Origin of the sequence: Endozoicomonas sp. ALD040, assembly GCF_049275945.1 — a bacterium.
GTDB lineage: Bacteria > Pseudomonadota > Gammaproteobacteria > Pseudomonadales > Endozoicomonadaceae > Endozoicomonas_A.
Window position 1 is genome coordinate 2,019,993 of record NZ_CP184829.1, and the last position, 12,632, is coordinate 2,032,624.

Sequence of the window (12,632 nt, forward strand, 5' to 3'; positions counted from 1 at the left end):
TGTCTTAACTCTCGCTGAAGGCTGTCTCTGCGCTGAAGGCTGTCTCTGCGCTGAAGGCTCTTTCCATTCTCAGAGCCTTAACGATCACATGACCGGGCTTTTCGGCGGCTTCTACCTCCAGCTCCCTGATCTCAACCCCACCCTGCTGTTGAAGATTGACCAGCCATGCCAATAAACGATCAAAGCCCACTGTATCAAGATCGACCTGCAATGCATCTCGAACGGCTCGAACCCCGGTGATGCGCAGATCGAAATCTTTTGCGGTTCTGTTCACCAACTGGTCCAGAGGTAACACCAGATAGCGGCTCTTGTCAGGCCGACCCTGACGCAGACTGACGATCTCGTTGGCCTGTTTCTCTACAGAAGCCAGTAACTTCTGACTGGCCACCAGCTTTCGCTCGGCAGCTAACTGACGTTCTGACAAAGGGTTTAAAATACCCTGCCAAATGCTCCAGACAATAATAAACGCACCTGCTACCGTACAGAGTTGCTGCTCGCGTCGACTCAGACCACGCCAGTAGGTTTGAGCCTGTTGCCAGCGCTCATTGAAGCTTTCCACAACGTTATTCATGAATCGCTCCCCTTGATGATCAGCGTACCATTGGCAATATCACCACGCTTCTCCAGTGTTTCAACCGTGATCACCAGTTGCTCACCCGACTCTTCCCGAAATGCCGTAAAAGTATCAAAATCCTTCGCAGTGGCTTCCACCCGGAGTGATTGCTGAGACTGGTTGTACGACAAAGTAACCGGCTTGAGTTGCGGATACTGTATAAACAGCGGGGCAGTCTGATCGAGCAGTTTCAGCAGACCCGAGTCATCGCTGTTGCTACTTTTCAAGGCCATAAGCTTCTGCCGCATCTGCGACTGCAGACGCACAATCCGCTCACCGGGGAACATGTCACTGTAGATCTTATGCGCCTGTGCATTAAGCTGTTCAGCCTGTTGTTCCAACTGTACCGACTTCACTACCGCCTGAGCCATAAACAGAGTGACGGTAAAAGCCAGAAGTCCGGCAGCCAGCCCCCAGGGTTTCAGGCTTTTGATGACGGATGACTCTACCTGCCAGACGCCCTGCAAGAGGTTGGCACTGTTTTTCTGTGAGGTGGCGCTCACCGCACCCGCTGCCAATACTTCCAGAGCAGAGCCCGAAGCTTCCTGACGCCATTCACCCGGCCTGTCCTCTGGTAGTTCGCTGAAACAGTTCACTTTCAGGGGCGTTTCTTCTGAGTCGTCCTCTGCCAGACAGAAGCTCAGCCAGGATGGATCACAGGCAGCCCACTGCCAGCGGCCATCCCGGAGTATCCAGCGTCCATTCATGGCCAGCGCCGAGCACTCTCCCTCGGTCCAGGGCAGAGCCAGGGCTTCAGGAATCAGGGTTTTGACTTTAAGACCGGACTGATTCAGTGCTTCGTACCAGAAAGCCATTTTCGAATGAGCGACCACTGACAGATAAACCTGAGTTCCTTCTCTGGCAATAACCGAAATATGAAGATCATCCACATCCTCAGCCAGATCATCTTCCAGACGAAAAGGCAGTGACTTTAATACCGCCTTGCTCAGTCTGCCTTCAACCTGAAGGCAGTGAACACTGACCAGCTCCGTGGGAACCAGGGCAATGGTTTTGGTATCCGGGAATGACTCCATCAGTGTTCCCAGGTCTTCAACAGACGGCAGAATACCAAAGGTAGCGTTTTCCCCTTCGGTTACCTGAATCACTGGCTCCTGCTCTACTGGATAGCATTGCCAGTGAACGGGCTGGCCGGGATCTCCGGGCAGCCTGATGATAAGATACTGGCTCACTCAAGCCCTCCAAACTCTCGGCGAATGACGCTGAACTTATTCTCTTCTTCCCGCCGCAGCAGGCTCTTTATTCGGACTTTGGTGTCCGCATAAGAAGCGGTTGCAGTCATTGCAAAATACTGACTGTCCACCGACATCAATTCATGGGTGTTTTCGGCACTGAAGTTGGAGAGAGAGGGTTGTTGAATAAATTCATCGACACTCCTCCAGCCATTCTCCGGCCTCTGTTCCAATACCTCTTTTGCCTGCTCTAAGGGAAGCTCACCCCAATACAGGGCGCTGAGCACCGGCGCATGGTCCGGCGACAGGGTATTGATATTGATCTTCATTTCAGTGGTCGGCAATGCACAGACAAAAGGTTTGACCCTTCTCATTATTCTGGCATTGACGCCTTTTACCGCTCTCAACTCCGAAACCGATCTCATACTGGTATTACTGGCCAGATAGGGCACTGGCAGAGACTGGTAATAACTGTCTTCCGCGCCCATGCCTGACCCCTGGGTGTTGTCATTATCTACCCAGTCTCTGGTTGATTGTGCAATGATCTCGGTCTGATAGGACTCAATTCCCAAAGCTTCCATCAGGGATTGAAACACTTTGACTTCAACCGAGGTCTGCCCTTCTTTATCCGGAGCCTGCAAAGCATTCAGGTTTAAACAGGCCTGAGCGTCGAAAATTTCGCCCCTGATTGTTCCGCCATCCATCGGAAAAATCACTTCCCCCGTGGCCCAGGTTTGACCAAGATTCACGGTTTCTTCGCTTTCATCAAACCCGTCCTGAAGTACTTTGACTGCCAGTTCTTCGCCAGACAATGCATACCAGCGTGCCTGTTCCATTTGTTGCAGGGAGGCTGTCCGGCGCATTTGCAGGGAAAATCCAAAAGTCATCTCTGCCGCTATCAGCACCATCAACGTCAATACGAACATAACAATTAGCAATGCGACACCCGACTGACGACGCTGAAAAGACGTTGTATTCTTTTTATCTGAAATCAGGCTCGTCATGAATCTTGCTCCTGAACTTCCCAGTTCCCGGAAAGCACGTAGCGCCGCTCGATGACCCCCAGATCATTCAGCTCAAACGTAATCTTCATACCTTGGGGCAGGGTATTGCCGAGCATTTCTAGCCATTGGCCATTAATAAAGTACTGAAATTTAAGTGAGCGGACATCGGTTAACAGATCCCTGACCACAGGTTCTGCATTCTCCTCCGGGTCCAGCACATAAAAGTGCTGACGTTCGAGCACTCCGGCTCTGAGCCGATAGCTGACTTTCTGCAACTCAGAGCGGGGGAGTTTCTGTTTCGGATTGCGCCAGCCCAGACGAATAAAGGCCGCCGCCTCGTCATCGGATTCCAGCATGTCTCTACCGGCAAACAGACTCTGATCCGTCAGTTCACCATCGACCCGCACACCCCGGTCAATCATTTGCCGAAAGTCCTGCTCCATGACCATCATGGCGTAGTCAATTTCCCGAATACGACTCTGATGATCGCTGGCAACATCCCGAGCACCCATAACCCCCTGCAGAATCTGCCAGGCACTCATACTGACCAGTGCAAAAATGGTCAGAGCCACCAACATTTCGAGCAATGTAAAACCGCGTTGGGTCGAGCGTTGCATGACATTCAATGACTTCAAGACCGCTTCACCGTGTAAGTTTGCAGACTGGCCAGAGCGGCTTTCTTCTCATCACGGTCGAGTCGGACTTCGACCTGGATGGCCCGAAAATTGTCATCCGCCGTACGCACACTTCGGTATCGAACATGCCAGGTTTGATCAGCCAGCTCACGGGTTTCTTTTTTCCAGGTCTGGGATGGCCATTGATCCTTCAGGTAGAGATCGACCAGTTCATTGTCGGCTACCCAGCGAGCCATGGTTTTGTTCTTCAGGTACTGGCTGTTATCCAGGCTTTCACTGCTGGTTCTGAGCACCGTGATACCGGCGATGGCCAGAATAGTCATGGCCATCAACACTTCTAACAAAGTGAAGCCCCTGACCTGTCGGGAACATCGGGAACAGCCTGAATAACGTTTCATTTATCAGCCCCGGCCAACTGTCTTGTCGTACTCATCTGCACTGACCACGGTTACTTCTCCGGTTTCCGTGATTATGACACTAAAAAAACGACGAATGTCGCTGGTTGACTGGAACCGCACTTCCGCCGGGGTCAGGTCACCGCTGGACCAGATATAGAGTTCAGGCTTTTTCTTGCTTGCTTCGTTTTCAAACAGCCCTGAGTCAGTAAAAAACGAGTCACTATCCTGCTGCTCTTCAGCATCCAGAGCAGCCTGCCAGATCAGCTCACCCGGCATAAAATCCAGATTGATGGCTTCTGAAAGTTCTTTCTCTGTGAGCAATCGGTCATTTTGCATTAACTGCCATTTGTCTCCGTGCCACTCCATAAACTGATAGCCATTGTCGGTAAACCTGACCCCAAGGTCTTTACCTTTGAGCAATGACTTTTCGTGGCCAGTTTTCACCAGAGCAGCAAATCGATCCGCAGCCGTTTTTAAACGTGCGGAACTGTCAGCCGGTTCCAGAGTGGGCAATACGACAGCGGTAGCAATGCCCAGCAGTACCAGAACCAGCATGATTTCAAGCAAGGTGAAACCGGCACTTTTCATCAGGAATTCATGTTCCAGTTGCCGATGTCATCCTCAGAGCCCGCCTGGCCATCAGGACCGGCAGAGAAGATATCGATATCACCAAATTCACCGGGAGACTGCATCAGATAGTCATTACCCCATGGGTCTTGGGGTAGACGACGGATGTAGCCGTTGTCACGATAATTCCTGGGTTGAGGGCTGCCGGAAGGCTGTTCTACCAGAGCATTCAAACCCTGCTGAGTCGATGGGAAGTGATTATTGTCCAGCTTGTACATATCCAGTGCGTTTTCCAGCGTCACTAAGTCACTGACAGCTTTCTGCTGGTCTGCCTTTTCTTTGTTACCCAGAACATTCGGGGCCACCATGCTGGCCAGGACACCGAGAATCACGATCACCACCATGATCTCGATCAGGGTAAAACCCTGCTGTTGTTGTCGATGTGCCTTTTTCGTAGTCATTGGTCATTCACTCCTAATGTCACATGGCCCGATCTGTGTCAGGCTCATATTCTCTTCTGAAAAGCTCTTTACTGAAAACCCCATACTGACTGTTAACCATCTGATACCAGTGAGTTAAGATCCAGCATCGGGGTCAGAATCGCCATCACAATAAACAGAACCATGCCCGCCATGGAGACAATCAGCAAAGGGCCAAAAACACCCAGGGCAATATTCACCTGGTTTTCAAACTGTCGATCCTGACTGTCCGCTGCTCGAACCAGCATCTGTTCCAGCGCACCCGATTTTTCACCACTGGCAATGATATGAAGCATCATGGGTGGAAACAGTTGTGTCTGATCCAGCGCCATCCAGAGGCTGGAACCTTCCCTCACCCGCTCCGAAGCCTGTTCAAGGGATTTCCGGATAAAAGAGTTGGACATGACTTCTGCCGAGATTCTCATACCCTGCAGAAGGGGCACTGAACTGCTGCTGAGAATACTCAATGTCCGGGCAAAACGGGAAGTATCAACACCGGCACCCACTTCACCCATAACGGGCATTTTCAACAGCCATCGGTCGTGGGTCAGTCTCCGCTCGGGATTAACCAGCAGACGTTGCCTCATGAATAACAGAACGACAAGGCCAGCCAGTACACCGAAGCCGTAATCCCGAACAAAGTCACTCATGGCAATCAAGGCACGAGTCATGGCTGGCAGGTCCTGCCCGAGATCCGCAAACTGTTCCACCACGGTGGGTACCACGGTTGCCAGCAAAATGGCGATGACCGAGACCGCTACTATGCTGAGAATAGCGGGATAGATCATGGCCTGAATCAGCTTACCCCGGATCAGCTGACGCTGTTCGGTATAATCTGCCAGCCGCTCCAGAACCGTATCCAGATGACCGGACTTTTCACCGGCCGCCACCATTGAGCAATACAGTGTGTCGAAGGTTTTCGGGTAAATCGCCAGACTTTCTGCCAGCGTCCGGCCTTCCAGTACCTTGGCTCTGACGGTGGTGATCATAGCTTTCAGATGGGATTTCTGAACCTGACGAGACAAGGCCTGAAGACACTCTTCCAGAGGAATGGCAGCCGCAACCAGAGTGGCCAGCTGACGAGTCAGCATGGCGACTTCAGCCGGGCTGGCTTTTTTCTCGAACAGAGTAAACGACGCACGTTCACCACTGCTCTTTTGCTCAGATTCATTAATGGTCACCGGAACCAGACCTTCGGAGCGCAACTGCTGACGGAGCTGGCGGGCAGAATCAGCCTCAAGTACCCCTTTGCGTTTTTTACCCTTTTTATCCAGGGCTTCGTAAGCAAATACGCCCATTATTCCTCCCTGGTCACCCGCAGTACTTCTTCAATGGAAGTCATACCCGCAAGAACTTTACGGAAGCCATCTTTCTGGATACTGGGGCTGGTCCTGCGAATCACGTCTTCCAGAGCCTGTTCACCGGCACCCTCATGAATCATTCTACGAACTTCATCGCTGACCAGAAACAGCTCATGAATGCCGGTTCGACCTTTATAGCCACCGCCATGACACTCGGAACAACCTTCAGGGCTGGCTTCGTGAACGGGTCTGCTGTCAGAGTCGTCCATTCCTATCAGCTTTCGCTCATGAGGCGTTGGCTCTCTGGCTACTTTGCAGGAAGGACAGAGGGTACGAACCAGACGCTGGGCCAGAACGCCCAGCAAACTGGATGACAGCAGGAAAGGCTCAATGCCCATATCTCTCAGGCGTGTGACAGCACCGATAGCCGTATTGGTGTGCAGGGTACTCAATACCAGGTGACCGGTAAGGGAGGCCTGAATAGAAATTTCTGCGGTTTCGAGATCACGAATCTCACCCACCATCACCACATCAGGGTCCTGACGCAGGATGGCACGCAGACCCCGGGCAAAGGTCATATCGACCTTGGGGTTGACCTGTGTCTGACCCACACCTTCGAGATCGTATTCCACAGGATCTTCAACGGTGAGAATATTGCGCTCTGTGTCATTGATTTCTGTGAGACCAGCGTACAGCGTCGTACTCTTACCAGAACCGGTCGGACCTGTGACCAGAAGAATGCCGTGAGGTTTATGCAAAGCCTCACGGATGTGCTGATGAATATCAGGCGTCATGCCTAAGCTGGACATATCCATACGGACACTGTTGCGATCCAGCAAACGCAATACGATTCGCTCGCCATGACGGGAAGGCAGTGTCGATACCCGGACATCAACGGCACGGCCACCCAGTCGCAGAGAAATACGACCGTCCTGAGGCACCCGCTTCTCAGCAATATCCAGTTTGGCCATAACCTTGATACGGGATACCAGCAATGCCGCCAGCTTACGCTGGGGTCGAAGGATTTCTCTCAATACACCATCGACGCGGAAGCGAATGACCAGGCAGTTTTCGAAGGTTTCGATATGAATATCGGAAGCCCCTTCCTTGATCGCCTCACCTAACATGGCGTTGATCATGCGAATGATCGGGGCACCATCATCGGCATCTAAAAGGTCTTCGCTGTCGGGTAATTCCTCTGCCAGAGAGTGAAGACCTTCATCATTGCCGATATCGTTCATCAGCTGTCGGGCAGCCGATGAGTCTTTTTGATAATAAGCCGACAGTCGTGCTTCAAACTCACCCTCGGACAGTGATTTAATATCTATCGGACCCGCAACAAATCGACGAACTTCGGCAATGGCTGCTCTGGATGGTTGGCCATTGACGTACAGGCAGGGGCTGCCCTGCGGCTCTTGTTCCAGCAGAACACCGAAGTTACGGGCAAAGGCAAAGGGCAGTTCAAGAACACCCGCAGGAGTACCTTGAGCAAGGACTTCGGTTTCCTGATCAACTGTTATCGCCGGACTCAGCATCGTTCTTCTCCGACTGTTTACTGGCTACCTTGTCATCGTCTTCCCTGTCGTTTTTTTCTTTCTCTTTTTCTTTCCGATCGGCTTCATCCAGTTTCTGGCGCGCTCTGTTCATCAGATCGGAGTTAGAAGGGTATTCAGGCAGGACCGGAGTTCTCGCATCAGGCATCAACTCAACGCCCTGATCACGACGATCTAGCTGGCGGGCACGCATATAGCTGTATTTCTTACCGCTGATACTGGTCAGGATGTTATCGTCACGAATGATGGTAGGTCTCAGGAAGACCATCAGGTTACGCTTTTTCACCTCGCTGGAGGTGGAGCGGAAGAGCGCCCCCAGGTAGGGAATGTCACCCAGCAGTGGCACTTTGGAAACACTTTCCTGCACGTCTTCGTCCAGCAGTCCGCCAATAACAATGGTGTCACCACTGCGGGCCATGATGGATGTTTTCACTTCACGCTTGGAGAAAGTGACATCGACGGAAGTCGTACCATTAACACCAGACACTTCCTGAGTAATATCCAGCATCACCGAATCCCCTTCATTGATCTGGGGCTTGACGGTCATCTTCACACCTACTTCCTTACGCTCTACAGTCTGGAAAGGATTATCGTTGTTTGAACTGGAGGCGGAACCGGTGATAACAGGAACTTCGTCACCCACTATGAAAGAAGATTCTTCGTTATCCAGCGTCATCAGGCTGGGAGTCGCCAGAACATTGGATTTTGTTGAGCTGGTAACAGCCTGCAAAAGGGCTGTCCAGTCGCCGGATGTGATACTGAATGCAGCACCGGAAACACCGGCCAAAGCATCATATAATCTGGTGTAATCGCCTGGCTGATCAGGGTTAATAGTGGTGCCATTTTCACCGATGACCGTTGAGCCCGGCACGTCCTCTGCCTCTTTCAAACCGGCCATGATCTCGCCAATCGGTACCGTTCGGCCATCATTAAACTGCATCATGCTGCCGTTGTTAGCATTGGCCAGCTGGAAGGAGAGGTTAATGCCATCACCATCGGCTACCTCAACGATAATGGCTTCGACCAGAACCTGGGCACGACGGATATCAAGCTGCTTGATGACACTTTCCAGACTTTTCATAATGTCTGGCTGAGCGGTGACCACCAGAGCGTTGGTTTGCTCATGAACGTTGATGCTGAATTTCTGGTTATTACGAACAACTGTTTTACCGCTGTCTTTTTCTGCCTGAACCGTTTGCCCGACACCTTCCATGACTTCTTTCAGTTCTTCCGCCTTGGCATACCTCAAATAGAAGACACGGGTATTACCGGAGGATTCCTGTTCGGCATCCAGCTGGTAGACAATACGATTCACTTTTTGCAGTTGTCTTGCCTGACCGGCAACAATCAGGCGGTTGCTACGATCATCAGCAACCACGGTCACCCGGGACGCGCTGCCCTTACCACCTTTTTCCTGTAGCAGGGAAGTGAGAATTCGCTGCATTTCTGAAGCAGAAGCGTACTCGAGCTGGATAACAGAGAAGTTTCGGTTGCCGGCCATATCTACTCGTCTGACAATTTCAACCAGACGCTTCACATTAGCAGCACGGCCAGTCAGCAGAAGAATATTGGAGGGATCGTAATGAACCACATTGCCTGCAGTATCATTGAGCTGGCGCAATAACGGAGACAGTTCTCTCACCGGCACATTCTGAACCGGAAGCACCCAGGTAACGAACTCATCACCCTGACCCGTGTTTTGCCGGTCGGCCAGCGCAATAGACGACATTTTTGCGTTCTTGTCCTGAACAATTTTCAGAACATTATTCTCTTGTTCAATAACGGCAAAACCATGAACTTCCAGAACGTTCAAAAAAAGCTGATAGTACTGTTCAGCATTGAGCTTGTCATAGGAACGCACCGTTACAGAGCCACGAACAGCGGGGTCCAGAATAATGGTTTTGTTCAGAGTGGCACTGACCGTACTGGCAAATTCAGCAATATCGGCCTTTTCAAAACTGGCAGAATAACGCTGATAGTCAGCCGAAGCCTGACTGGCAAAAGCAAACGCTGAAACCAGTAAGAGTCCTGCCATCATTGAGCAGATCTGTCTGCGCAGCCGTCTCACGGCATTCTGGTTCACACATTTTCGGGCAATGGCCCCGCTAAGCAATTCAGGGAGTAATACTAATAACCCTGTCTTTCCTCTAACACTCATAGTTTGACTTCTATTTCATAGAGACGACCACCCCGTTCAATGGTCATCGATAGCTGGGTGAGCTGCTTGATTTCCTGCAGCAGCTTCATGGTATCGTTGCTGTCACTCAGGTCATATCCGTTAATGGACAGGGCTATATCATCAGGCTTCAGGCCTGACTCACGAAAAACGTCAGGAAACTTGCCAGGGGTTATCTGATACCCGACCAGCTGACCATCCTTCTGAGCCTCGGTGATCTGAAAAAAATCCGTAAAAGAGTCCGGATCAGAGATCAGTTGCTGACGAATTTCTATCAGACGACCACTGTCTCTTTTTTCTACTTTTCGATCCGCTTCATCGGGGTAAAGCAAAAGGGCTTCGAGCTTGCCCCGGTTCGATACAATCACCCGATCCTCATAAATATCTTTCACTTCCGCATTGGAGCCCTGAAGCCTTTCACCGATTCGATAAGTGCGATCACGGCCACTGGAACGAATCACCGCAACGGAATCAGCAGGAACTGAACTGGCAACAATACCGGTGACTTTTGCAGAGAGGCGGGATTTGGGAACAGCGTTGGGGTCAATACCAGGGTTATCCGTTTGTGTCAGCTTGACAGGCTCCTGACCAAACAGATGGAAATCATTCAGTGCGGGGTAGGCATCCTGTTCCGATTGGCGACGATTTACCACTGTCGATTGAGGTTGCCACGACTGAATCCTGGCGCTGCCAGAACCCTCCATGAGTTGCCAGGTAAGACGAGCCAGCTGTTGAGTCAGAAGAATCACCAGCAGCACTTCACAGCCAATAATCAGTCGCCGCACCCCAGTCTGTGATAACACACTGGCAATGTTCAAGTCAGGCGAGGACAGAGGGCCAAAGGCTTTCAGTCTGTTGAGCAGGCTTGGTGACATGGTACAACTTATTCATCTAATTCGTTTATCAGTCCAATGCAGATTAAGTCGGCATTAAAATTCTTGTTTTCCCAATTGCCACTAATAGTGGTACATATAGTGGTACATAGGTACAAAAAATTCACCATACGTGTAAATACTTATAAAAACAACGAATTATTCTTCATCCTTCAGTGCATAGAGGCTACAGCAAAACGGCCCTGATCTTGATCCAGATCAAATCGACCGATTTGATGGTAATGGTTCACTGTTACACTCTCGTGAAGCCATCAGATCGCCTCTTTTAGTTCGAATGGTAATAACCAAACTCAGCTTCATCATCTGATACTTCATCGGTCCCTTCATTTTTTGAGTCATAAAAAGCCCAGAACTGTGTGAGATAACAGCCTGCATATCAACCTGGCTTTGCTGAAAAAGAACAAGGTTGCAAAAATCTGGTCTTATTGGCTGACTCCTTAGTGTAAGTTAGTAGGAAGCCCCCTCCCACTTGGCGTCAAGAATATTGCGCAGCAAACTCTGGTAGCGGGCTCAATAAATAAAACAAGAGCATAAGGATCATGAAATTCAATAACACAGCCTTTCTGTCGGCAGTACCTTTGGTGCTATCTGTTTTTTCAACGTCGGTAGTCGCACAACCCGAAAGTATTCATTTCAGCTACGGGCCGGATCTTTCCAGTAAAATAGAGGTTAAGGACACTCGTCTGGCACTCAGATGGCATTTAAGTGACGAAGGACTTCTCGAACATTCAGAATGGAATGATCGCTTTCTTCTCGATACCTCGGTTTCTTACTGGGACAATAAACTCGATGCCAGACCCTCCCACAGCTCGAAAGGTGACGATGATATCCATGGCATTTTCGTGACTCCGGTATGGCAATTCAAGAGTCCCAGAGGACGGTATTACTTCGATGCAGGTCTGGGCGTTGGCTGGATCAGCGACACCCAGATCCGTTACAAAGGCGACCAGCCTTTAGAAAAAAGCACTCATTTACAGTTTGAAACCATGCTGGGTGCCGGGGTTCTTCTGGGTTCCGAAAAAAGTTTTGACCTGGGCGCCAAGTTGCTTCACTACTCCAATGCTTATATCAAACGGCCCAATATGGATTTGAATGTTGTCCAGTTTTCGCTTGCTTATCATTTTTGAAATTAAATGCCCGGCAGTTGTCGGGCGTTTTGCTGACTGTCTGCTTTTCAAAAACATTTGATGGATGGCTCAGTTTCGACATTAAACTGCCGATTTGTGTTGATCAATGAACAGGAACTCAACAAACTGAGGCAGACACAAGTTATTATTGCGAAGGTTAGAGGCCGAACAGGAGTCTGAACCAGAGGCCAGATTAAAAAAACTGGCCATTATCCGGTTGGATACTTTAGCGTGGTGCTGGCAGGAAAATAACTGAGTTAATTACGGGCCTGGGGGATCATCTGGCGAAAGAGCAGCTCCAGCTGGTCAAATCGTTTGTCCATCTGTTCAAAACGGTTGTCCATCTGTTCAAAACGGTTGTCCATCTGTTCAAAACGGTTGTCCATCTCTTCAAAACGGTTGTCCACCTGTTCAAAGCGGGTACGAGTTTCCAGCTCCAGCCGATCAATACGGGCTTGTGTCTCCCGATGTTGCTCATCGCTGCGCTTGAAACCCGCCATAGTCGCCTGAATCAGTGCCGCCAGGTCAGATCGAACAGATGACACTTCGATCTTCAGGCCCGCAATATCATGCTGATTGGTCAGCGCAATATTTTTGGTATCAGCACAGACTTTTGCCAGCCCGTGCTGGTTGGCATCCAACTGTCTGTGTTGCTCTTCCAGTTTTTCCAGTCTCGACTCAACCGACATAATCTTA

Annotated in this window: 13 protein-coding genes; 1 reads left to right on the forward strand and 12 read right to left on the reverse strand. The window is 50.4% G+C overall.

Going from position 1 to position 12,632, the window contains the following annotated elements:
* Window positions 1-4: 4 nt before the first annotated feature.
* The 11 genes from gspM to gspC all read right to left on the reverse strand — a co-directional run bounded on the left by gspM (window position 5) and on the right by gspC (window position 10,791).
* The gene (gene gspM, locus ACOJUN_RS06685; protein ID WP_422135882.1) at window positions 5-571 is read right to left on the reverse strand and encodes a type II secretion system protein GspM; all 567 of its coding nucleotides are present in this window, start codon (window positions 569-571) and stop codon (window positions 5-7) included.
* The gene (gene gspL / locus ACOJUN_RS06690) at window positions 568-1,803 is read right to left on the reverse strand and encodes a type II secretion system protein GspL (protein WP_422135883.1); all 1,236 of its coding nucleotides are present in this window, start codon (window positions 1,801-1,803) and stop codon (window positions 568-570) included. Before gspL ends, gspM begins: the two co-directional genes overlap by 4 nt.
* A complete protein-coding gene (gspK, locus tag ACOJUN_RS06695) occupies window positions 1,800-2,807 on the reverse strand; it encodes a type II secretion system minor pseudopilin GspK (protein WP_422135884.1) in 1,008 nt (335 codons plus the stop codon). The genes gspL and gspK overlap by 4 nt, the downstream gene beginning before the upstream one ends.
* Window positions 2,804-3,442 carry a type II secretion system minor pseudopilin GspJ gene (gene gspJ, locus ACOJUN_RS06700; RefSeq protein ID WP_422135885.1) on the reverse strand — a complete coding sequence of 213 codons (639 nt, stop codon included), beginning with the start codon at window positions 3,440-3,442 and terminating at the stop codon, window positions 2,804-2,806. Before gspJ ends, gspK begins: the two co-directional genes overlap by 4 nt.
* Complete coding sequence (gene gspI / locus ACOJUN_RS06705) at window positions 3,439-3,840, reverse strand: type II secretion system minor pseudopilin GspI (RefSeq protein WP_422135886.1); 402 nt, start codon at window positions 3,838-3,840, stop codon at window positions 3,439-3,441. Before gspI ends, gspJ begins: the two co-directional genes overlap by 4 nt.
* A 3-nt stretch (window positions 3,841-3,843) precedes the next feature.
* The gene (gene gspH, locus ACOJUN_RS06710; protein ID WP_422135887.1) at window positions 3,844-4,428 is read right to left on the reverse strand and encodes a type II secretion system minor pseudopilin GspH; all 585 of its coding nucleotides are present in this window, start codon (window positions 4,426-4,428) and stop codon (window positions 3,844-3,846) included.
* On the reverse strand, window positions 4,428-4,868 hold the full coding sequence (gene gspG / locus ACOJUN_RS06715) for a type II secretion system major pseudopilin GspG (protein ID WP_422135888.1): 441 nt from the start codon (window positions 4,866-4,868) through the stop codon (window positions 4,428-4,430). The genes gspH and gspG overlap by 1 nt, the downstream gene beginning before the upstream one ends.
* A 92-nt stretch (window positions 4,869-4,960) precedes the next feature.
* A complete protein-coding gene (gspF, locus tag ACOJUN_RS06720) occupies window positions 4,961-6,184 on the reverse strand; it encodes a type II secretion system inner membrane protein GspF (protein ID WP_422135889.1) in 1,224 nt (407 codons plus the stop codon).
* Window positions 6,184-7,722 (reverse strand): type II secretion system ATPase GspE, encoded by a 1,539-nt coding sequence (gspE, locus tag ACOJUN_RS06725; RefSeq protein ID WP_422135890.1) that lies wholly within the window; start codon window positions 7,720-7,722, stop codon window positions 6,184-6,186. Before gspE ends, gspF begins: the two co-directional genes overlap by 1 nt.
* Entirely contained in the window at window positions 7,697-9,898 is a 2,202-nt protein-coding gene (gspD, locus tag ACOJUN_RS06730; RefSeq protein ID WP_422135891.1) for a type II secretion system secretin GspD, read from the reverse strand. Before gspD ends, gspE begins: the two co-directional genes overlap by 26 nt.
* Window positions 9,895-10,791: a type II secretion system protein GspC gene (gene gspC, locus ACOJUN_RS06735; protein WP_422135892.1), complete on the reverse strand. Its 897-nt coding sequence runs from the start codon at window positions 10,789-10,791 to the stop codon at window positions 9,895-9,897. Before gspC ends, gspD begins: the two co-directional genes overlap by 4 nt.
* 557 nt (window positions 10,792-11,348) lie before the next feature.
* Here gspC and ACOJUN_RS06740 point away from each other — a divergent pair.
* Window positions 11,349-11,936 (forward strand): acyloxyacyl hydrolase, encoded by a 588-nt coding sequence (locus tag ACOJUN_RS06740; RefSeq protein ID WP_422135893.1) that lies wholly within the window; start codon window positions 11,349-11,351, stop codon window positions 11,934-11,936.
* Between the two features lie 257 nt (window positions 11,937-12,193).
* Here ACOJUN_RS06740 and ACOJUN_RS06745 read toward each other — a convergent pair whose 3' ends face one another.
* Complete coding sequence (locus tag ACOJUN_RS06745; RefSeq protein WP_422135894.1) at window positions 12,194-12,625, reverse strand: hypothetical protein; 432 nt, start codon at window positions 12,623-12,625, stop codon at window positions 12,194-12,196.
* Window positions 12,626-12,632: the final 7 nt, after the last annotated feature.